We start from the raw sequence: 20,160 nt of genomic DNA, 5'->3' as shown, positions 1-20,160 counted from the left end.
GATTCAAGCCGGAGTGAGGGCATGCCGAGCCTAGGCGAGGCACCGAGTGTTGGGGCAAGAGCCCTTTGGTTACTTTGGGGCTTTTCCAAAGTGACCCGCTGTAAGAGCGGAACCATAAGCCGCCGTGACCTAAATAACGGATATGTACCCCGTCAGACCAAAATAGTATTTAACGAACGTTTTTTAGAACCATAAGCTCATCCCTATTCCATTAGAAGATCGAGCCCCCCATGCCCATACGCCGCCCCTTCATCGCCGTCCTAGGATTACTGGCCTTCTCCATCGCAGCCACCGCCGAAGCCCAAGAATCCCTACGCATCGGCTACCAGAAATCCTCCACCCTGATCACCCTGCTAAAAACCCAGGGCACCCTGGAAAAAGCCCTCAAGGCCAACCACATCGACGTGACCTGGCACGAGTTCCCCAGCGGCCTGCCCCTGCTCGAAGCCCTGAACGTAGGCAACGTGGACATCAGCGCCGACGTCGCCGACACCGTACCGATATTCGCCCAGGCTGCCCAAGCCAAGCTCACCTACTTCGCCCAGGAAGCGCCCTCGCCTTCGGCCCAGGCCATCGTGGTGCGCAAAGACTCGCCGATCCAGCAACTGAGCGATTTGAAAGGCAAGAAAATCGCCGTCACCAAAGCCGCCGGCACTCACTACCTACTGATCGCCGCGCTGGCCAAAGCCGGTCTGGAATTCGCTGATATCGAACCCGCCTACCTGTCACCCGCCGACGGCCGCGCCGCGTTCGAGAACAACAAGGTGGATGCCTGGGTCACCTGGGAACCCTTCCTCACCGGCGTGCAACGCCAACTACCGACCCGCACCCTGGCGGACGGCGCCGGGCTGGCCAGCTACAAGCGCTATTACTTGACCGGCACGCCATACGCCAAAGCCCATCCCGAGGTGTTGAAGGTGGTGTATGAACAGTTGGAAAAGACCGGCCAATGGGTCAAGGCCAACCCACAGGACGCGGCGAAAGTGCTTGGCCCGCTGTGGGGCAACCTGGACGTGGCCACGGTGGAGGCCGCCAATGCACACCGCAGCTATCAGGTGCAACCGGTGACAGCCGATCAGTTGGGTGAACAGCAGAAGATTGCCGATGCGTTCTTCAAGGCGGGCCTGCTGCCCAAGGCCGTGGATGCCAAGGACGTCAACATCTGGAAGCCGTGAGCGGCTCAACGGTGGAGTGGGCCCGCTCCCACACAAGCCCACTCCCCCATGTTGACCTTGCTCAGACCGTTAAAGCAGGGTTCGACTCAGCGCCTTTTTCCATTCCTCGTACCGACCCGCCATCGCCGGATCATCCTGCGGTTCAAACCGCTCGCGCTGGCGTTCCAACCCGGCCAGCGCGGCGTCGCTGGTCCACACGCCAAGCGCCCTGCCCGCCAGGTGCGCCGCGCCCAGCGCCGAGACTTCCGGCGACAGGCTGCGCACTACCGGACGTTGCAGCAGGTTGGCGAGAAACTGCATCAGCCAGCGGTTGCGCGTAGCGCCACCGTCGACCCACAGCTCCTTCAACGGGCTGCCGATGTCTTGCTGCATGGCGTCGAACACATCACGAATCTGATAGCCGATGGACTCCAGCGACGCCCGCAGAATATGCGCGCCAGACGTGGCCTCGGTCAGCCCGCAGATCAACCCACGTGCATCCGCCTTCCAGTGCGGCGCACCCAGCCCTGACAGCGCCGGCACGAAGTACACCCCGCCATTGTCCGGCAGTTGCGCGGCCTGTTCGGTCAGGGCATCCAGGGATTCCCCCGCGACCAGGCGTGACGCCCACTGCACAGCCGCGCCGGTGTGGACGATATTGCCTTCCATGCCAAACGTCGCCCGCCCGCCGTCATGCCAGGCCAAGGTGGTGGACAAGCCGTGGGTCGAGGCAATCGGGCCGCTCATGGGCGTCATCAACGACGAGCCGGTGCCGAGTGTGGCCTTGACCAGCCCGGGCGCGAAGCCGCCCTGCCCGTACAGTGCTGCGTGGGAATCGCCGATCATCGACAGCACCGGAATGCCTGCCGGCAACCCGCCGACGGCCACGGTTTCGGCAAAAAAACCGGCACTGGGTTGGATCGGGGCCAAGGCGGCCAGCGGAATGCCGAACAGGTCGAGCAACGCCGAGTCCCAGGCGCAGGTGTGAAGGTTGAACAGTTGGGTTCGTGCCGCGTTGGAATAGTCGGTGGCAAACACCTGGCCGCCGCTGAGTTGCCACAACAGCCAACTGTCGATGGTGCCCAGGCAGATCTCACCGGCCGCCGCACGGGCATGGCCGTTGTCGAGGTGGTCGAGAATCCAGCGGAACTTGCCAGCGGAAAACATCGGGTCGAGGGCCAGCCCGGTCTTTTCCAGGACCAGCGCTTCATGCCCCTGCGCGTGCAATTGCGTGCACAGCGCCGTGGAGCGGCGGCATTGCCAACTGATGCACGGTGACAGCGGCGCGCCGCTACGTCGGTCCCAGGCCACTACCGATTCACGCTGGTTGCTGATGGCCAGGGCAGTCACCGGGCGGTCCACCTGGGCCAGGCATTCTTCAATCGCCGCCAGGGTGCTTTGCCAGATGAGCAGCGGGTCTTGCTCGGAGAACCCGGCCTGGGGATGGCTGATGCTCAGCGGCCGCGAGCCCCGAGCGATGACCTGCCCGAGGTCGTTGACCAGCACCGCCTTGGCGTTGCTGGTGCCTTCATCTATCGCCAGGATCAGCGGAGTGTTGTTATTCATGGATTTCACCGCAACCGAGTGGCAGCCGCCACGATCCCAGCCGCGTCGATGTGATGCAAGGCGCGGGTCGGTTCACGGGCGCCGGCCGCCGCGTATTCGCCGTCGCCGATGCCCAGGCGCACCAAGGGGATACCCAGCCCGGCTTCGGCCAGCACTTCGGAGACCAGGCTGCCGACGCCGCCATTGATGTTGTGTTCTTCCACGCTGATCACCGCCCGCGTGCCACGCAGGGCATTGAGCAACACGTCACGCTGTAGCGGACGGATCGAGGACAGGTTGATCACCTGCGCCTGGATGCCCTGCTCCGCCAGCAACGCAGCGGCGTCCACCGCTTCATGCACCACCGAGCCGAGGGCGACGATGCTCACGTCTGTGCCCTCGCGCAGGATGTCGACCTGACCGGGGCTGAATTGATAGTCGGCGCCATGCACATCGGGCAAGGCCTTGCCGTCGAGGCGGATGTATACCGGGCCGGCATGGCGCAGCGCGTAATCGACGATCTGCCGGCACTCAACGGCGTCCGCCGGGGCGAAAATCTGCACATTGCCAAAACCGCGCATCACCGAAATATCGTCAAGGCTGTGGTGGGTGCTGGCCAGCGGGCCGTAGCTGGCGCCGGCGTTGAGGCCGAACATCTTCACGTTGGCCTGGTTGTAGCAGACGTCTACCTTGATCTGCTCGTTGGCCCGCGAGATCAAAAACGGCGCCGCATTGCAGGTGACGGCGATCTTGCCGCCCAACGCCAAACCGGCGGCGACACTGACCAGCGACTGCTCGGCAATCCCCACGTTGATCAGACGCTCGGGAAAACGCTGGGCAAACGGGCCGATCTTCGCCGTGGAGGTGGAGTCGCTGACCACCGGAATCACGTCCAGCCCGGCGTCGACGGCTGCGATAAAGCCTTCCACCATCACGCTCGCCAAATGTTCACTCGCCATGACTCAACTCCTCCAGTGCCGCGTTGATTTCGTCACCCTTGGGCACGCGGTGGTGCCATTCGGGACGGGCTTCGATAAACGACACGCCCTTGCCTTTGATGGTGTGGGCGATCAGCACCTGGGGCGCGCCGGTGTTGGCCTGCATGCGTTCCAGGGTGTCGACCAACTGGCCGACATCGTTGCCGTCGCACTCGCTGACGGTGAAGCCGAAGGCGGCCCATTTCACGTCGAGCGGGTCCAGCGGCATGATCTCGGCGGTCAACCCGGCCAGTTGCAGCTTGTTCTTGTCAACGATCACAAACAGGTTATCCAGGCCGTACTTGGCCGCCGCCATCGCCGCTTCCCAGTTGGAGCCTTCGGCCAGCTCACCGTCGCCGGTCAACACATAGATGCGCTTTTTGCTGCCCGACAGCTTCGCCGCCAGCGCCAGCCCCACCGCCACCGGCAAGCCGTGGCCGAGGGCGCCGGTGTTGAGTTCGATGCCGGGGGTTTTCTGACGGACCGGGTGGCCAGGCAAGTGGGAATTGAAGTGCTGATACGTCGGCAACCAGTCGACAGGAATGTAGCCCGCTTGCGCCAGGCAGCAGTACAAACCGCCGACGCCGTGGCCCTTGCTCTGGATGTAGATGTCGCGCTCAGGGTCCTGGGTGCGTTCCGGGCCGGTGTTGAGGATGCGGAAGTACAGGGTGGCGAGGATGTCGGTTTCCGACAGATCCGCCCCGGTGTGGCCGCCGGCCGGTGAGTCGGCATTCAGGCGGATCACGTGGCGCCGTATCAGGCGGGCCTGTTCTTTGATCTGGTGGGCGTCGTACTGGAAGGCATTCATGCAGCGGCTCCTTTGAGGCTGACCACGCGGGGTGAAAGTGTCCAAGGCTGTTTTGAATATTTATTCAGCAGTGACAATATATTTCTATTTAGACGCCGAACGCCCAGCAGGTCAAGTGAGCGAACCACAGAAAAATCAAAAATATCCCTCGGACAAACGGCCAAAATCCCACGCGCGCTTATCTATCCCGTGGCTTTGCGTGGTATGAAAGCGGCGGTCTAGAGGCTCAGATGAAAAATTAAGGACTTGACATTGCCACGGTGGCACTGGAATCTGAATTAACAGTCAGGCACGCATAAATATTCAAGCGCCCTGAAAGCACTCCAAAAAAAATAAATCAGGAGAACACTGTGGACGCCAAAGCTACTGTCCAGCACCCGGCCGAACTCAAGCCGCCCCACCGCCCACGGTTGGTGAAACTGCTCCCCAGCAACATCGGCGGCCCGCTGATCGGCCTTGTGCTGTTGGTGCTGGTCTTCTCCTTCAGTTCCGAATTCTTCTTCTCCTTGCGCAATGGCCTGAACATCCTTGATCAGGTCACGGTGCTGGGCATCCTGGCGATTGGCATGACGGCGGTGATCGTGATCGGCGGCATCGATCTGTCGGTCGGTTCGGTGTTGGCGTTCTCAATGATGATGCTCGGCTGGCTGTATCAGGATCAGGCGGTGCCGCTGGGCTTCGCGATCCCGATCTCGATCGCCACCGGCATGCTCGCCGGGCTGGTGTCCGGCGCGCTGATCACCTACGCCAAGCTGCCACCGTTCATTGCCACGCTGACCATGATGTCGGTGGCCCGTGGCCTGGCGAACATCCTCACTGAAGGGCGGCAGATTGTCGGCTACCCGGACTGGTTCACCAGCCTGGCCACGGTGCGGCATTTCGGGTTCTTGTCCGCAACCGTCGGACTGTTCCTGGTGATGCTGCTGGTGGCCTGGGTGTTCCTGCGCTTCCGGGCCGGTGGCCGTAACCTGTATGCCATGGGTGGCAGCCCGGAAGTGGCACGCCTGTCGGGCATCAAGGTGCGGGCGATCACGCTCTGGGTGTACGCCATCAGCGGCGCCCTCGCCGGTATCGCCGCCGTGACCCTGGCCGCCCGCCTCGACTCCTCGCAACCCAGCGCCGGCCTGAGCCTGGAGCTGGATGCCATCGCCGCCGTGGTGATCGGCGGCGCCAGCCTCAACGGTGGTGTCGGCAGCATCGGCGGCACCCTGGTGGGCGTGCTGATCATTGGCGTGTTGCGCAATGGCCTCAACCTCCTGGGCGTCTCGCCCTTTATCCAACAAGTGGTGATCGGCGTGGTCATCGCCCTCGCGGTGACCATCGACACCCTGCGTCGCCGTTCCAGTACTGCCCGTTAAACCTGTTCGACAGTTGACACCCTCCAACAATAAAACCAGGAGTCACCGACATGTTCAGCCCCAAGAAACTGCTGTTGGCCACCGCACTGGCTGCCGCCACCCTCACCACTGCTGGCACCACCTGGGCCAAGGACCTGACCATCGGCCTGGCCGTGGCCAACCTGCAGGCCGACTTCTTCAACCAGATCAAGCAGTCGGTGGAAGCCGAGGGCAAGGCCAAGGGGATCAAGGTGATCACCGTGGACGCCCAGGGCAACTCATCCACCCAGGTCAGCCAGATTGAAGACCTGATCACCCGCCAGATCGACGTGCTGATCTACATCCCGGCCGGCGCCACTGCCGCCGGTGTGCCGGTCAAGGCCGCCAAGGCGGCGGGCATCCCGGTGATCGCCGTGGACCGCAACGCACCGGACGCACCGGGCGACACCTTCATCGCCAGCGACAGCGTGGCCGGGGCCAAGGCCCTCGCCGAGTACGTCGGCAAAGTCACCGACGGCAAAGGCCGCATCGCGATCCTGCAAGGCCAGCTCGGCACCACGCCAGAGAACGACCGCGCCAAGGGTTTTGAAGAAGGCCTCAAAGCCTTCCCGGACCTCAAGGTCGTCGCCCAGCAGCCCGCTGAATGGGCCCAGGACAAAGGTTTCGCCGTGGCCCAGGACCTGCTCCAGCGCGATCCGAACATCACCGTGTTCTTCGGCCGCGCCGATGCCATGGCCCTCGGCGCCGCCCAGGCGGTGAAGGTCGGCAACCTCGATCACAAAGTCGTGGTGGTGGGTTTCGACGGTGACGTCGCCGGGCTCAAGGCCGTGGAAAGCGGCGTGCTCAACGCCACCATGACCCAGCAGACCCAGCACATGGGCCGCCTGGCCGTGGCGTCCGCCATCGACCTCAAGGCCGGTAAAGCCGTACCCAAGGAACAACTGCTGCCCACCGTGCTGACCACCAAAGACAACGTCGCGCCGTTCCTGCAACAGCACCCGTAAGCCTTGGAGGTCGTCATGCACGCAGCAGCTTTGGATAACACCGTGGAAGCGGTGTTGTGCCTGCGCAATATCAGCAAGGCCTACGGGCCGGTGCAGGTGTTGTCCCAGGTCAACGTGGAGATTCGCCCCGGCGAAGTGCTGGCCCTGCTCGGCGAGAACGGCGCGGGTAAATCCACCCTGTCGTCGATCATCGCGGGCCTGGTGCAACCGGAAGCCGGGGGCAGCATGACCTGGCTTGGCCAACCGTACGCGCCGAACTCGCCGGGGGCGGCGCTGGCGGCGGGCATCGGCCTGATCCACCAGGAAATCCGCCTGCTGCCGCAATTGTCGATCGCCGAGAACATCTTCGTCGGCCGCCTGCCCATGCGTTATGGGAAGGTGGACCGCGAGTACATGGAGGCCCAGGCGCAGATCCAACTGGAACGCCTGGGGCTCAAGGTGCCGGCGTCACGCAAGGTCGAAGGCCTGAGCGTGGCGGCCCAGCAACTGGTGGAAATCGCCAAGGCGCTGACCCTCAAAGCCAGCCTGTTGATTCTCGACGAGCCCACCGCCGCACTGGGTGGCGAAGAAACCGAGCTGCTGTTCAAGCAGGTGGAACGCCTCAAGGCCGAGGGCGTGTCGTTTATCTACATCAGCCATCGCCTGGAAGAAATCGCACGCATCGCCGACCGCGTGCTGGTGTTGCGCGACGGGCGCCAGATCGCCCTGCACGCCACGGCCCAGGTGCCGGTGCGGGAGCTGGTGGAGCAGATGGTCGGGCGCAGCCTGGAGCGGATTTTCCCTGCGTTGCAGGCGCCCCAGGAACGGGTGATGTTGCAGGTCAAGGACTTGAGCTGCCGCGAACTGGCCCTGCACGGCATCGATTTCAGCGTGCGCGCCGGTGAAGTGTTTGGCATTGCCGGGGTGGTCGGCGCGGGGCGTACCGAACTGGTGCGCGCCATCGCCGGTGCGGCCCAGGACATCCAGGGCCACCTGCTGCTGGACGGCGAGTCGCGCCAGTTGCGCTCGCCCTTCGAGGCGATCCAGGCCGGCGTGGTGCTGGTGCCCGAGGACCGCAAGCAGCAAGGCGTGGTGGTCGAGCATCGCATCGAAGACAACCTGATCTACGGCAACACCGACCTGCTGGATAAACGCGGTTGGGTGTTCCCTGCCCCGCTGCGCGAATTTGCGCGCACGGCGGTGGCGCGGTTGGGCGTGAAAGGTGCGCCGCAGTCGCGGATTTCGAGCTTGTCCGGGGGCAACCAGCAAAAGGTGATCATTGCCAAATGGCTGGCGCGCAACCCCAAGGTGTTCATCCTCGATGAGCCGACACGGGGCATCGACGTGGGCGCGCGTGCCGCGATTTATGAAGTGATCGCCGACCTGGCGGCCAAGGGCATGGCGGTGATTGTGGTGAGCTCGGATCTGGATGAGGTACTCGGGTTGTCGCATCGCGTCATGGTCATGAGCCGGGGTCGGCAGATGGGGATTCTGGAGCGGGGCGAGGCTACGCCGGTATCTGTCATGGAAATGGCCACTGCGTAACAACGAAGAACCCATGTGGGAGCGGGCTTGCTCGCGAAAGCGGTGTATCAGTCAACACATTCATCAACTGACCCACCGCTTTCGCGAGCAAGCCCGCTCCCACAGTTTTGATCTGTGGTGTGTTCACTATTGGGAGTTATTCATGCAGCTTTTTAGTCTTCAGGGCCAAGTAGCCTTCGTGACCGGTGCCGGCAGCGGTATCGGCCAAGCGATTGCAGTGGGTCTGGCCGAGGCCGGTGCGGATGTGGCCTGCTTCGACCTGCCGGGCAGCCCCGGCATTGCCAGCACCGTCGAACGCATCCAGGCCGTCGGCCGTCGCGCCCTGGCCCTGAGCGGCACCGTCACCGAGCGCGCCGCACTGGATGCCGCGGTCGCCCGCACCGAACAAGAACTGGGCGAGCTCAGCGTCGCCGTCAACTGCGCCGGCATCGCCAATGCCCAGGCCGCCGAAGACCTGGAACTGCAACGCTGGCAGACCACCCTGGACATCAACCTCACCGGCATCTTCCTCAGCTGCCAGGCCCAGGCCGCCGTGATGCTGCCCCGTGGCAAAGGCGCCATCGTCAATATCGCCTCGATGTCCGGCAGCATCGTCAACCGTGGCCTGCTACAAGCCCACTACAACACGTCCAAGGCCGGGGTGATCCACCTGAGCAAAAGCCTGGCGATGGAATGGGCCGACAAGGGCCTGCGGGTCAACTGCATCAGCCCTGGCTATACCGCCACGCCGATGAACTCGCGCCCGGAAGTCGCCGACCAGGTGAAGATCTTTGAACAGACCACGCCCATGGGCCGCATGGCCAGTGTGGAAGAAATGGTCGGCCCGGCGATCTTCCTGGTCAGCCAGGCGTCGTCGTTCTGCACCGGTGTCGACCTGCTGGTCGATGGCGGCTTTGTTTGCTGGTAAGCCTTGGAGCCCATCCCCATGTCGCAACGTTTCAGCGGTAAAACCATCGTGATCACCGGCGCCTGCCGTGGCATCGGCGCCGGCATTGCCGAGCGCTTCGCCAGGGAAGGCGCCAACCTGGTGCTGGCCTCCAACGACCTGGAGCGCGTGACGTTCACTGCCGACCAGCTCGCCCGGGAATACAGCGTCGACACCCTTGCCCAGGGCATCGACGTCACCAACGAAGAGGACATCGAAAAGCTCTACCGCGAAGGCCATGCGCGTTTTGGCAGCATCGACGTGTCAGTGCAGAACGCCGGCATCATAACCATCGACCACTACGACAAGATGCCCCGCGCCGATTTCGACAAGGTGCTGCAGGTCAACACCACCGGCGTGTGGCTCGGTTGCCGGGAAGCGGCCAAGTACATGGTCAAGCAAGGCAGCGGGCGCTTGATCAACACCTCGTCCGGCCAGGGCCGCCAGGGCTTTATCTACACGCCCCACTACGCCGCGAGCAAAATGGGCGTGATCGGCATCACCCAGAGCCTGGCGCTGGAACTGGCGCGGCATAACATCACGGTCAACGCGTTCTGCCCCGGCATCATCGAAAGCGAGATGTGGGACTACAACGACCGCGTCTGGGGCGAGATCCTCAGCACCGATGAAAAACGCTACGGCAAGGGCGAGTTGATGGCCGAATGGGTGCGCAACATTCCCCTGCGCCGTGCCGGCAAACCCTCGGATGTGGCGGGCCTGGTGGCGTTTTTGGCCTCGGACGATGCGGCCTACCTCACCGGGCAGGCGATCAATATCGACGGCGGCCTGATCATGTCGTAAGGGTTTGGTATCCTCACCGACGTTGAGTCAATTACTGAGGCTTTCATGAGCCAGATCGAAGAACAGCGCCTGATTACCAAGATCGCGAGCCTCTATTACGAAGAAGGGCTCAAGCAGTCCGAGATTTCCACGCAGCTGGATTTATCCCAGTCCTTTATCAGCCGCGCCCTGCGCCGGGCGCTGCAGGACGGCGTGGTGAAGATCAGCGTGATGCGCCTGCAAGGCCTGCACCTGGAACTGGAAAGCCAATTGCAGCGCCGCTACGGCGTGCGCCGGGTGATCGTGGTGGAAGCCACCGAACCGGGCAACGACGAGAGCATCAAGCAAGCCATCGGCTCGGCAGCGGCCCATTACCTGGAAACCAGCCTGTCGCCCCAGGACCATATCGGCATTTCGTCGTGGAGCAGCACCATTCGTGCGATGGTCGGGCACTTGCATGCGCAACCGGGCAAGCAAGGCGCCGAAGAGGTCGTGCAACTGCTCGGCGGCGTCGGCAACAAGGGCGCGTTTGAAGCGACCTTGCTGACCCAGCGCCTGGCCACCCTGCTCAACTGCCCGGCGTATCTGCTGCCGTCGCAAAGCATCGAGCAATCGGTAGAGAGCAAGCAGCGCATCGTGCAGATGGAAGAGGTCAAGGAAGTGCTGCAACGCTTTGACAGCATCACCCTGGCGATTGTCGGCATCGGCGACCTGGAGCCCTCGCAACTGCTGCGCAACAGCGGCAACTACTACACCGAAGACATGCTGCGCCTGCTGGCCGAACGTGGCGCGGTGGGTGACATCTGCCTGCGCTACTTCGATGCCGAGGGCCAGCCCGTGCTGGAAGAAGATGAAGAGTTCGTGGTGTCGGTGGCGCTGCCCAAGCTGCGCGCCATCCATCGCGTGCTCGGCCTGGCCGGTGGGCTGAACAAGGTCCAGGCGATTCGCGGCGCGCTCAAGGGCGGCTACCTCGACATCCTGATCACCGACCTGGACACCGCACAGGCCTTGAACCACTAACCGTTTCTCTGGAGACCACCGTTCATGACGTCCAAGCTCGAACAACTCAAGCAATTCACCACCGTGGTCTGCGACACCGGCGACCTCGAAGCCATCAGCCGTCTGCGCCCGGTGGACGCCACCACCAACCCGTCGCTGCTGCTCAAGGCCGCCGCCATCCCCGAATATGCCGACCTGCTGCACAGCGCCGTGGCCCACGCCAAGGGCAATGTGGACCTGGCTTGCGATCACTTCGCTGTGGCGGTGGGTGCGGGGATTCTCAAGGTGATTCCGGGGCGCATCTCCACTGAAGTCGACGCGCGTTTGTCCTTCGATGAAGAGGCGCTGTGGGCCAAGGCCAACCAGTTGATCGCCCTGTACGACCAAGCCGGCGTGAACCGCGACCGCGTGCTGATCAAACTGGCCTCCACCTGGGAAGGTATCCGCACCGCCGAGCGCCTGGAAAAGGCCGGCATCCAGACCAACCTGACCCTGCTGTTTTCCTTCGCCCAGGCCGTGGCCTGCGCCGATGCCGGGGTGTTCCTGATTTCGCCGTTCGTGGGCCGCATCTACGACTGGTATCGCAAGAGCACCGGCCAGGACTACACCGGTGCCGACGATCCGGGCGTGCAGTCGGTGACGCGCATCTACAACTACTACAAGGCCAACGACATCCCCACCGTGGTGATGGGCGCCAGCTTCCGCACCCTCAGCCAGATCGAACAGCTGGCCGGCTGCGACCGCCTGACCATCAGCCCGGACCTGCTGCAAAAACTGGGTGAAGACCACGGCCCGCTGACCCGCAAACTGGCGCCGGGCAATGCCGGTGAAGCACGCCAGTCGTTGACCGAAGCGCAATTTCGCTGGGCCTCCAACGAAGACGCAATGGCCACCGAAAAACTCGCCGAAGGCATTCGCCAGTTCGCCCGCGACCAGGAAAAGCTGGAAAAACTGCTGGGCAGCGCATGACCCCGGTGGCGGCGCTGGGTCTGCCGCGCACCTTGGTGTTCCTGGCCTACCCGCAAATGGGCCTGCTGGACCTCACCGGTGCACAGACGGTGTTCTGGGCCGCCACCAAAGCCATGGCCGAACGTGGCCTGCCCGGCTACGTGATGCACACCGCCAAAGGGCTCAGCGTCGATACCACAGCGCTGAGCTCATTGACCGACGGCATCATCGACACCCTGTTTAGGCGGACGTTTTTTTATCACCCTCACCCAACCCGCGCGCCGCCACCGCCCCCAACACCCCACCCACTATCGGTGCCAGCCAGAACAGCCACAGCTGCGCAATGTACTCACCGCCCGCAAACAACGCCGGCCCGGTACTGCGTGCCGGGTTCACCGAGGTGTTGGTCACCGGGATCAGAACCAGGTGAATCAAGGTCAGCGCCAGGCCGATGGCAATCGGCGCAAACCCGGCCACCGCGCCAGGGGCGGTCACACGCATGATGATGAAGACAAAGAAGAACGTGGCGATCAGTTCGGCCAGCAACGCGGCCTTCATGTCGAAGTGGCCTGGGCTCAAGGCGTCATAGCCGTTGGCGGCAAATCCACCCATGACAAAATCGTCCTGGCCGTTGGCGATCAGGTACAGCGCTGCCGCCGCGCCAATTGCACCGGCGACCTGCGCCGCGATGTAGGGCAGCACGTCAACGCCCGCCACCCGCCGCCCGGCCCACAGGCCAATGGTCACCGCCGGGTTGAAGTGCCCGCCCGAAATGCCGCCCACCGCATAGGCCATGGTCAACACCGTGAGGCCGAACGCCAGGGACACACCGACAAAACCAATACCCAACTCGGGGAATGCCGCCGCCAGGATGGCGCTGCCACAGCCGCCGAAGGTCAACCAGAAAGTACCCAGAAACTCTGCGGTCAAACGCTTTTGCACAATCGACTCCATTGCTGTTCAAGTGCCGTCACCACAGGGCGTGGGCGGTCCTGTGTGACGGTAGCAATGGGCATCGATGCGCCCTGTAAGACTTGTCTGGTTTTAGCTGGGTGACACACCCTGCCCAAACTTGCGAATCGCCAGGCAATAGCCGATCAACGCGAGCGCCGCCAGCAAGCCGCCTGCGGCGCCGATCCAGGCGAAGCCGAACTGGCTGCCGACCCAGCTGCCCATCAGCGCGCCGCCACCGATGCCGATGTTGTAGATGCCGGAAAACATCGCCATGGCCACGTCGGTGGCGTCCGGCGCCAGCACCAGCACCTTGGACTGCATCGCCAGGCCAAAGCCCATGATTGCCATGCCCCAGAAAATGCTCAGGCAGACGAGATAGGATTCGGCCCCGCTCAACGGCAGCATCAGCGCCAGGCACGCCGCCAGGATGAATACCGCGCCGACCACGAACAGATGGGGATTGAAGCGGTGCACCAGGCTGAACAGCAGCGAACCGATAATGCCCGCGCCACCAAACACCAGCAGGATCAGGGTCACGGCACTGCCGCTCATGCCGGCCACGCCTTCGACGAAGGGTTCAATGTAGCTGTAGGCGGTGAACTGCGCGGTCACGGTAAGGGCGGTGAGCACGTACAGCGCCACCAGCGCCGGACGTTTGAACAGCAACGGCAGGCTGCGCAACGAGCCGGAGTTCTGGCTCGGCAACAGCGGCAAGGTGCGCGCCAGCCAAAACACCAGCGCCGCGGCGAACGCGCCGATCACGAGGAACGTGGTGCGCCAACCCATGGCCTCGCCGAGCAGGCGGCCCAGCGGAATACCCAACACCATCGCCAGGGACGTACCGGTGGCCAACAGGCCGAGGGCTTGCACCTGTTTGCCGGCCGGCGCCAGGCGCACGGCCAACGACGCGGTGATCGACCAGAACAACGCATGGGACAAGGCGATGCCAATGCGACTGACCATCAGCAAGCCAAAACTGGTGGCCACGCTGGACAGGATATGGCTGGCGATAAACATGCAAAACAGCACGATCAGCAACTTGCGCCGCTCGACGTTGCGCGTCAGCAACATCACCGGAAGTGACGTCAGGGACACGATCCAGGCATAGATCGTGAGCATCAGGCCGACGCTAGACACCGGCATGTCAAAGCTCGCGCCAATGGCGCTGAGCAGCCCGACGGGGACGAATTCGGTGGTATTGAATACAAAGGCGGCCAACGCGAGGGCGATGACCGGTTGCCAATTGGCTTGGGGGGTTGCGGCTGAAATGCTCATTGAAGGGCGCGGTACTCGGACGATGATCAAACGGCTACCCAGGACAAGCGCCGCCGTCGAGCATTCTATAGGTTTCTCGCTCGTCTGTTGGCGCTGATCCTGATCAAAAAGCCATCAGTTTCATCACGGCGCGGTCAGCGTGACCACGTAGAGCCCAGTCTTAACCTGCTTTCCCTGGGTATCCACCAGCACATACCGCTGGTCGTAATATCGCCCGCTGCCAGTGTCCGTAACCAGCTTGACGCTGACCGATGCATCGCCCACCGCCTGCACGCTGCGAATCGGTTGCACATCGAACCGTCCACCGCGAAAGGCCTGCGGACAGCCCTTCAACTCCACCGACGAACCGCCCGATGCCCCCGCGTTGCAGCCTGGCTCGACAATACTGCCGTGAAATTGAATGACTCCGCCCGATGCCGCCAGGCAACTGCCCGCCCACACCACAAAAAACCCGCTAACCAGTGACAAACGCTTAACGTTGTTCATCTCGACGCTCCTTCTTGGGTGATTAAGAAGGTAGTCGTCCGATTGGCCCAAGACTTGAGGGCCCTACAGCGCCAAGTGGCAACTCAGGGATCAACCTGCTCCATCAGTTCCACAACCGACTCGGGCCGCTGCGCATAGCGCTGGGCCAGCGCCGCGCAGACCATCAACTGGATCTGGTGAAACAGCATCAACGGCAGGATCAGCACGCCCATGGTTGCCCCGGCGAACAGCACCTGGGCCATCGGCACGCCCGTCGCCAGACTTTTCTTCGAGCCGCAGAACAGGATGGTGATGCGGTCTTCCTGGTTAAAGCCGAACGCTTTGGCCAGCACCGTCGACGCAACCAATACCAGGGCCAGCAACACACAGCACGCCACCACCAGGCCGCCCAGTTCCCACAACGGGATCTTGTGCCAGATGCCTTCATTGACCGCTTCGCTGAACGCGCCGTAGACCACCAGCAGGATCGAGCCTTGATCGACGAATTTCAGCCAGGACTTGTTACGCCCCACCCACGCGCCAATCCAGCGCCGCGCAATCTGCCCGGCGATAAACGGCAGCAGCAGTTGCACGCTGATCTTGAGGATCGCATCGAGGGTGTTGCTGCCTTCGCCGTGCACATTGAGCAACAGCGTCACCAGCAGTGGCGTGAGGAAGATGCCAAACAGGCTCGACGCCGCCGCGCTGCAAATCGCCGCCGGGATGTTGCCCCGCGCCAGCGACGTAAAGGCAATCGCCGACTGCACCGTGGCCGGCAGCGCACACAGGTACAGCATGCCCATGTACAGGTCTTTGCCGATCAGCGGCGACAACAGCGGCTTGAGCGCCAGGCCCAGCAACGGGAACAGCACGAAGGTCAGGCTGAACACCAGCAGGTGCAGGCGCCAGTGCCCGGCACCGGCGATGATCGCCTGGTTCGACAGCTTGGCGCCGTGCAGGAAAAACAGCAGCGCGATGGCCAGGTTGGTGACCCAGCCAAAGGCCACGGCGGTCTGGCCGCTGGCGGGCAACAGCGAGGCGAGGATCACCGTGGCGATCAGGGTCAGGGTGAAGTTGTCAGGGAGAAAGCGCGGACGGGTCATAAGTGAGTTCTTCCGGGGGTTGCCAAGAGCGTCTCGGCGACTCTAACGTAACGGCTTGTTACCGACTAACGCCAATGAGCCAACAAATGCCGCCTAAAGGACATGACAAAACCGTGCGCCGCAGCGTGCCCGGGCTTTCCAGCCTGCCACGGCCGGTGTACGGGCGCACCGAATCCCTGCCTAATCGCGCCTTGACCCGGCGCCACAGTCACCCGTGGGTGCAATTGTCGTACGCGATTTCCGGGGTGCTGGAGATTCAGACAGGCGCCGGCCGCTTTGTCGCGCCGCCGCAACGCGCCGTGTGGATTCCGGCGGGCATGCCCCACCGCGTGTTCAGCTCGCCACGCACCGAGATGCGCAGTCTGTACCTCGATTGCAGCGTGACCACCTGGGCGGACACACGTTGCCATGTGCTGGAGGTGAGCAGTTTGCTGCGCGAGCTGATCCGCAGCTTCAGCGAACTGCCGGTGGCCTATGCCGAAGACGGCGCGGAGGGGCGCCTGGCCCAAGTGCTGCTCGACCAGTTGGCCGCAGCGCCCCAGGTGGACTTGATGCTGCCGCTGCCCATGGACCCGCGTTTGCGCCAGATCTACCGCAGCTTGAACCTACACCCGGAGCAGCAAACCACCCTGTGTGACTGGAGCCGCAAATTGGCGGTCAGTGAGAAAACCCTCAGCCGCTTGTTTTTGCGCGACACCGGGCTGACCTTCCGCGCCTGGCGCCAGCGCTTGCGACTGCTCACCGCCCTGCCCGCCCTGGAACAAGGCGAGCGCGTGACGGATGTGGCGTTGGGGTGCGGGTATGAATCGACGTCGGCGTTTATCAATGCGTTTCGCCAGCAGTTTGAGGCGACGCCGGGGGAGTTTTTCCGCTGACTATCAGGTGTAGGTGATCCAAATGTGGGAGCGGGCTTGTGTGGGAGCGGCGGTGCGACGATTCGACTTGCTCGCGAAAGCGGTTGGTCAGTTGGAACATCTTTGACTGACACACCGCTTTCGCGAGCAAGCCCGCTCCCACAGGGGATTGGGTTCACAAGCCAGATCAGGTTTGCACCGCTCAAAAAATGTGGGAGCTGGCTTGCCTGCGATGGCGGTGGGTCAGCTGCATCTGTGTTGGCTGACAGGCCGCCTTCGCGGGCAAGCCCGCTCCCACAGGGGATTGGGTTCACAGGCCAGATCAGGTTTGCACTGGTCAAAAATGTGGGAGCGGGCTTGCTCGCGAAAGCGGTGGGTCAGTTGGAACATCTTTGCCTGACACACCGCTTTCGCGAGCAAGCCCGCTCCCACATTTGGATGTATGTAGATTCGTTAGATATGGGACTTGGCCAATATCGCCTGGAGCAACACATCCGCGCCCGCCGTCGACCATTCAGGCAAAATCTCCTCCGCCTCGTTATGGCTCAACCCATCCACACACGGCACAAAGATCATCGCCGTCGGCGCCACTTGGTTCAGGTAGCAGGCATCATGCCCCGCGCCGGAAATCATCGGCCGATGGCTGTAACCCAACGCCTCGGCAGACGCCCGCACCACCTCCACGCACTCAGCGTCAAACGCAATCGGCGCGTACTGGAAGATCTGCTTCACGCTGTGCTGCAAGCCGATCCCGTCGGCGATCTGCGCCACCGCTTCGCGCAGTTGCTGGTCCTGGCGCGCCAGCACGGTTTCGTCCGGGTGACGGAACTCCACGCTGAAAAATACCCGCCCCGGCACGACGTTGCGCGAGTTGGGGAAGATATTCGCCATGCCCACCGTGGCGCGCCCTTCGGCGCCTTGTTCCAGGCCCAGGCCGTTCACAGCCTCGACCACGCGGGCGAAGCCGAGCAAGGCGTCGAGGCGATGGTCCATCGGCGTGGTGCCGGCGTGGGCGCTGCGCCCCTTCAATTCGACTTCATACCAGCGCTGGCCCTGGGCGCCGGTGACCACGCCGATGGTGATGCCTTGCGCTTCAAGGATCGGGCCTTGCTCGATATGCAGTTCGAACGCCGCATGCACCGACTGGCCACCCACCGGATGCGGGCCGGCATAGCCGATCTGCTGCAACGCCTGGCCAATGCTCACGCCGTTTTTGTCTTCACGGGACAGACCGTATTCCAGGTCAAACACGCCGGCGTAGACCCCCGACGAAATCATCGCCGGGGCAAAGCGCGAGCCTTCTTCGTTGGTCCAGTTGACCACCTCGATCGGCCGGTCGGTCTCGATGCCGAGGTCGTTCAAGGTGCGCAGTACTTCCAGCCCGGCGAGCACGCCGTAGATGCCGTCGTACTTGCCGCCGAAGGGCTGGGAGTCGCCATGGGAACCGGTCAGCACCGGCGCCAGGTCAGCAAAGCGCCCGGCGCGACGGGCGAAGATATTGCCCATGGCGTCCACGCGAATACTGCACCCGGCCGCCGTGCACCACTGCACGAACAGGTCGCGCCCGCGGCGATCCTCATCCGTCAGCGCCAGGCGCGAGACGCCGCCCTTTTCGGTGGCGCCGATCTGCGCCATGTCCATCAGCGAGTCCCACAAACGCTTGCCGTTGACCCGCGCCACATTATTCATGGGGTTTGGCCCGGTAGCGGAAATCACAGCGATGGTCGCCGCCCATGATGGTCTGGGTGCGGGTCAGCTCGATATCGGGGTTGTAGCCGACGATAAACAGCTCGTCGCGGTTGCACGACAGCAAGTGGCCGATCTCGCCCAGGCCCATTTCGGTGTACATCTCGGCGTAGCGGCAGCGCTTGACGTCGTAGTCGTAGTGCTCGGCGTCGCTGGCGATGATCTCGACCTTCAGCGCGTCGTCTTTTTCCCAGAGCACTTGCAGTTCGACGAAACTCTTCAGGTCAGCCTGCTCTTCCAGCGAGGCAAAATGCTTGCCCGCCTGGATCGCCGCGTTGCCCACGGCTTCGCCGATCACGGCAGCGGCAAAGTCCTTGCCCTGCTCGCGCTTCAAGATCTCGTAGATCGGCTTGATGATTTCGGCCTCGATCCGCCGCCGGGCGAGGATGCCCAGTTCACCTTCCAGTTTGCTCATTTCATCTCTCCTCCAATCCAATGTGTGCACAACCGTCTTGATCGTTCCCACGCTCTGCGTGGGAATGCATCCCTGGACGCTCTGCGTCCGTTCTTGAAGGCATGACGCGGAGCGTCACCGGCGGCATTCCCACGCAGAGCGTGGGAACGATCAATTCAAGGGCACCCAAGAGATCTTTACTTGCCGCCCGCCACGCTGACCGGCTGCCATTGGTTGGCTTTGACCTGATAAACAGTGAACGACGGCTTCTTCAAGTTGCCTTGCGCATCAAACGCGATAGTCCCCGTCACACCCGCGTAGCTGATGGCGCGCAGCACCGGCAGGTACTTCTGCGGATCAACCGAGTCGGCCTGTTCAATCGCCGCCACCAGCACGCCAACGCCGTCATAGGCGAACGGCGCGTGCAGTTCGATATTGGCCTTGTAGCGCTCTTTGTAAGCCTGCTCGAAGGCCTTGCCACCCGGCATCTGCGCAATCGCCAGGCCCGGCTCCAGGGCAATCACGCCCTCGCCTTCGTTCTGCGCCAGTTCCAGGAACGTCTGGCTGACAAAACCACCCGCGCCCATCAGCGGTGCCTTGATCCCCAATTGCTTGATGCGCCGCGCCAGCGGTGCCGCCTGGGCGTCGACGCCGCCAAAGAAGATCAGGTCCGGGTTCTGGCTGCGGATATTGGTGAGCACGGCGCTGAAGTCGATGGTCTTGTCGTCCACGTATTCACGGCCAACCACTTTTGCGCCACCGGCTTCGATGGCTTTGACAAACTGATCCGCCAGGCCCTGGCCGAACGCGGTGCGGTCGTCGATCACGGCGATGCGCTTGGCTTTCAGCGTGTTCAACGCGTAATCACCGGCGACCTGACCGCCGTCGTCGTCATGGCCCATGATGCGGAAACTGGTGTCGAAACCCTGCTGGGTGTACGCATGACCGGTGGCAACCGGTGCCACCTGCGCAATCCCGGCGTCGTGGTAGACCCGCGCAGCCGGGATGCTGGTGCCGGTGTTCCAGTGGCCGACCACGCCGACCACGCCTTCATCCACCAGGCGCTGGGCCACGGTGACGGCGGTGCGCGGGTCGGACTGGTCGTCTTCGGAGACCAGCTTGAAGGTCACGGCCTCGCCGTTGATCTTCGGGTGCTTGGCGTTGGCTTGGTCGATGGCCAGTTTGGCGCCGTTTTCCAGGTCCTTGCCGATGCGTGCGGACGGGCCAGTCAGCGGGCCAGCCAGGCCGATCAGTACGGTCTGGTCGGCTTGGGCCATGGCGCTGGCGAGACTGCTCAGGGCCAGGCCGATCAATGCGGTGTTCTTCAAAATACTCATCAGTGGTTCCTGCTTCTTTTCGGGCGGGTCG

19 protein-coding genes and 1 pseudogene are annotated in these 20,160 nt (G+C 63.1%); 10 read left to right on the top strand and 10 right to left on the bottom strand.

From position 1 onward, the window contains the following. Window positions 1-230: 230 nt before the first annotated feature. Complete coding sequence (locus ACZRMO_RS19920) at window positions 231-1,175, top strand: aliphatic sulfonate ABC transporter substrate-binding protein (RefSeq protein ID WP_463973972.1); 945 nt, start codon at window positions 231-233, stop codon at window positions 1,173-1,175. Between the two features lie 69 nt (window positions 1,176-1,244). Here ACZRMO_RS19920 and ACZRMO_RS19915 read toward each other — a convergent pair whose 3' ends face one another. Genes ACZRMO_RS19915 through ACZRMO_RS19905 form a run of 3 tightly spaced genes read right to left on the bottom strand, consistent with a single transcriptional unit; the run spans window position 1,245 to window position 4,484 of the window. Further along, the gene (locus tag ACZRMO_RS19915; RefSeq protein ID WP_463973971.1) at window positions 1,245-2,720 is read right to left on the bottom strand and encodes an FGGY family carbohydrate kinase; all 1,476 of its coding nucleotides are present in this window, start codon (window positions 2,718-2,720) and stop codon (window positions 1,245-1,247) included. A gap of 5 nt (window positions 2,721-2,725) precedes the next feature. Continuing rightward, the gene (locus ACZRMO_RS19910; RefSeq protein WP_463973970.1) at window positions 2,726-3,658 is read right to left on the bottom strand and encodes a transketolase family protein; all 933 of its coding nucleotides are present in this window, start codon (window positions 3,656-3,658) and stop codon (window positions 2,726-2,728) included. Next, the gene (locus tag ACZRMO_RS19905) at window positions 3,648-4,484 is read right to left on the bottom strand and encodes a transketolase (protein WP_463973969.1); all 837 of its coding nucleotides are present in this window, start codon (window positions 4,482-4,484) and stop codon (window positions 3,648-3,650) included. Before ACZRMO_RS19905 ends, ACZRMO_RS19910 begins: the two co-directional genes overlap by 11 nt. A gap of 350 nt (window positions 4,485-4,834) precedes the next feature. Between ACZRMO_RS19905 and ACZRMO_RS19900 the strand changes: the two genes are divergently transcribed. The 8 genes and pseudogenes from ACZRMO_RS19900 to ACZRMO_RS19865 form a co-directional block, all read left to right on the top strand. Next, window positions 4,835-5,842 carry an ABC transporter permease gene (locus ACZRMO_RS19900; protein WP_463973968.1) on the top strand — a complete coding sequence of 336 codons (1,008 nt, stop codon included), beginning with the start codon at window positions 4,835-4,837 and terminating at the stop codon, window positions 5,840-5,842. 50 nt (window positions 5,843-5,892) lie between these two features. Further along, window positions 5,893-6,825, top strand: a complete 933-nt coding sequence (locus tag ACZRMO_RS19895; RefSeq protein ID WP_463973967.1) for a substrate-binding domain-containing protein — start codon at window positions 5,893-5,895, stop codon at window positions 6,823-6,825. A 15-nt stretch (window positions 6,826-6,840) separates the two neighbouring features. Continuing rightward, window positions 6,841-8,349 (top strand): sugar ABC transporter ATP-binding protein, encoded by a 1,509-nt coding sequence (locus ACZRMO_RS19890; protein WP_463973966.1) that lies wholly within the window; start codon window positions 6,841-6,843, stop codon window positions 8,347-8,349. 142 nt (window positions 8,350-8,491) lie between these two features. Further along, the gene (locus ACZRMO_RS19885; RefSeq protein ID WP_463973965.1) at window positions 8,492-9,256 is read left to right on the top strand and encodes an SDR family oxidoreductase; all 765 of its coding nucleotides are present in this window, start codon (window positions 8,492-8,494) and stop codon (window positions 9,254-9,256) included. Window positions 9,257-9,274: 18 nt separating this feature from the next. Then, window positions 9,275-10,075 (top strand): SDR family oxidoreductase, encoded by an 801-nt coding sequence (locus ACZRMO_RS19880; RefSeq protein WP_463973964.1) that lies wholly within the window; start codon window positions 9,275-9,277, stop codon window positions 10,073-10,075. 45 nt (window positions 10,076-10,120) lie between these two features. Further along, window positions 10,121-11,074: a sugar-binding transcriptional regulator gene (locus tag ACZRMO_RS19875; protein ID WP_463973963.1), complete on the top strand. Its 954-nt coding sequence runs from the start codon at window positions 10,121-10,123 to the stop codon at window positions 11,072-11,074. Between the two features lie 24 nt (window positions 11,075-11,098). Continuing rightward, the gene (gene tal / locus ACZRMO_RS19870; RefSeq protein WP_463973962.1) at window positions 11,099-12,022 is read left to right on the top strand and encodes a transaldolase; all 924 of its coding nucleotides are present in this window, start codon (window positions 11,099-11,101) and stop codon (window positions 12,020-12,022) included. Continuing rightward, window positions 12,019-12,240 (top strand): annotated as a pseudogene (locus ACZRMO_RS19865) (AraC family transcriptional regulator); the annotation flags it as partial. The gene tal and the pseudogene ACZRMO_RS19865, both read left to right, overlap by 4 nt. A 1-nt stretch (window position 12,241) precedes the next feature. On the opposite strand, the gene aqpZ reads toward ACZRMO_RS19865, so the two are convergent. The 4 genes from aqpZ to ACZRMO_RS19845 form a co-directional block, all read right to left on the bottom strand. After that, complete coding sequence (aqpZ, locus tag ACZRMO_RS19860; protein WP_463973961.1) at window positions 12,242-12,955, bottom strand: aquaporin Z; 714 nt, start codon at window positions 12,953-12,955, stop codon at window positions 12,242-12,244. A gap of 90 nt (window positions 12,956-13,045) precedes the next feature. Next, complete coding sequence (locus tag ACZRMO_RS19855) at window positions 13,046-14,230, bottom strand: sugar transporter (RefSeq protein WP_463973960.1); 1,185 nt, start codon at window positions 14,228-14,230, stop codon at window positions 13,046-13,048. Between the two features lie 123 nt (window positions 14,231-14,353). Further along, window positions 14,354-14,716 (bottom strand): type 1 fimbrial protein, encoded by a 363-nt coding sequence (locus tag ACZRMO_RS19850; protein ID WP_463973959.1) that lies wholly within the window; start codon window positions 14,714-14,716, stop codon window positions 14,354-14,356. 83 nt (window positions 14,717-14,799) lie between these two features. After that, entirely contained in the window at window positions 14,800-15,798 is a 999-nt protein-coding gene (locus ACZRMO_RS19845; RefSeq protein ID WP_463973958.1) for a bile acid:sodium symporter family protein, read from the bottom strand. Between the two features lie 86 nt (window positions 15,799-15,884). Here ACZRMO_RS19845 and ACZRMO_RS19840 point away from each other — a divergent pair, with 86 nt between their 5' ends. Then, on the top strand, window positions 15,885-16,673 hold the full coding sequence (locus tag ACZRMO_RS19840) for an AraC family transcriptional regulator (protein WP_463973957.1): 789 nt from the start codon (window positions 15,885-15,887) through the stop codon (window positions 16,671-16,673). Between the two features lie 432 nt (window positions 16,674-17,105). Here ACZRMO_RS19840 and ACZRMO_RS19835 read toward each other — a convergent pair whose 3' ends face one another. The 3 genes from ACZRMO_RS19835 to ACZRMO_RS19825 all read right to left on the bottom strand — a co-directional run bounded on the left by ACZRMO_RS19835 (window position 17,106) and on the right by ACZRMO_RS19825 (window position 20,129). Further along, window positions 17,106-18,341 (bottom strand): allantoate amidohydrolase, encoded by a 1,236-nt coding sequence (locus tag ACZRMO_RS19835; protein ID WP_463973956.1) that lies wholly within the window; start codon window positions 18,339-18,341, stop codon window positions 17,106-17,108. Next, complete coding sequence (locus ACZRMO_RS19830; RefSeq protein ID WP_124527990.1) at window positions 18,334-18,813, bottom strand: L-2-amino-thiazoline-4-carboxylic acid hydrolase; 480 nt, start codon at window positions 18,811-18,813, stop codon at window positions 18,334-18,336. The genes ACZRMO_RS19835 and ACZRMO_RS19830 overlap by 8 nt, the downstream gene beginning before the upstream one ends. A 176-nt stretch (window positions 18,814-18,989) precedes the next feature. Continuing rightward, on the bottom strand, window positions 18,990-20,129 hold the full coding sequence (locus tag ACZRMO_RS19825) for a branched-chain amino acid ABC transporter substrate-binding protein (protein WP_463973955.1): 1,140 nt from the start codon (window positions 20,127-20,129) through the stop codon (window positions 18,990-18,992). Between the last annotated feature and the right edge of the window lie 31 nt (window positions 20,130-20,160).

The organism is Pseudomonas sp. B611, assembly GCF_055407965.1.
Note: the sequence above shows the minus strand (reverse complement) of the source record. Positions and strands in the feature narration are given on the sequence as shown.

Coding starts and splice junctions, on each gene's coding strand:
- ACZRMO_RS19830 (WP_124527990.1), bottom strand. CDS start 18,813: ATGAGCAAACTGGAAGGTGAACTGGGCATCCTCGCCCGGCGGCGGATC.
- ACZRMO_RS19915 (WP_463973971.1), bottom strand. CDS start 2,720: ATGAATAACAACACTCCGCTGATCCTGGCGATAGATGAAGGCACCAGC.
- aqpZ (WP_463973961.1), bottom strand. CDS start 12,955: ATGGAGTCGATTGTGCAAAAGCGTTTGACCGCAGAGTTTCTGGGTACT.
- ACZRMO_RS19880 (WP_463973964.1), top strand. CDS start 9,275: ATGTCGCAACGTTTCAGCGGTAAAACCATCGTGATCACCGGCGCCTGC.
- tal (WP_463973962.1), top strand. CDS start 11,099: ATGACGTCCAAGCTCGAACAACTCAAGCAATTCACCACCGTGGTCTGC.
- ACZRMO_RS19835 (WP_463973956.1), bottom strand. CDS start 18,341: ATGAATAATGTGGCGCGGGTCAACGGCAAGCGTTTGTGGGACTCGCTG.
- ACZRMO_RS19845 (WP_463973958.1), bottom strand. CDS start 15,798: ATGACCCGTCCGCGCTTTCTCCCTGACAACTTCACCCTGACCCTGATC.
- ACZRMO_RS19910 (WP_463973970.1), bottom strand. CDS start 3,658: ATGGCGAGTGAACATTTGGCGAGCGTGATGGTGGAAGGCTTTATCGCA.
- ACZRMO_RS19840 (WP_463973957.1), top strand. CDS start 15,885: ATGCCGCCTAAAGGACATGACAAAACCGTGCGCCGCAGCGTGCCCGGG.
- ACZRMO_RS19895 (WP_463973967.1), top strand. CDS start 5,893: ATGTTCAGCCCCAAGAAACTGCTGTTGGCCACCGCACTGGCTGCCGCC.
- ACZRMO_RS19885 (WP_463973965.1), top strand. CDS start 8,492: ATGCAGCTTTTTAGTCTTCAGGGCCAAGTAGCCTTCGTGACCGGTGCC.
- ACZRMO_RS19850 (WP_463973959.1), bottom strand. CDS start 14,716: ATGAACAACGTTAAGCGTTTGTCACTGGTTAGCGGGTTTTTTGTGGTG.
- ACZRMO_RS19875 (WP_463973963.1), top strand. CDS start 10,121: ATGAGCCAGATCGAAGAACAGCGCCTGATTACCAAGATCGCGAGCCTC.
- ACZRMO_RS19920 (WP_463973972.1), top strand. CDS start 231: ATGCCCATACGCCGCCCCTTCATCGCCGTCCTAGGATTACTGGCCTTC.
- ACZRMO_RS19905 (WP_463973969.1), bottom strand. CDS start 4,484: ATGAATGCCTTCCAGTACGACGCCCACCAGATCAAAGAACAGGCCCGC.
- ACZRMO_RS19825 (WP_463973955.1), bottom strand. CDS start 20,129: ATGAGTATTTTGAAGAACACCGCATTGATCGGCCTGGCCCTGAGCAGT.
- ACZRMO_RS19890 (WP_463973966.1), top strand. CDS start 6,841: ATGCACGCAGCAGCTTTGGATAACACCGTGGAAGCGGTGTTGTGCCTG.
- ACZRMO_RS19855 (WP_463973960.1), bottom strand. CDS start 14,230: ATGAGCATTTCAGCCGCAACCCCCCAAGCCAATTGGCAACCGGTCATC.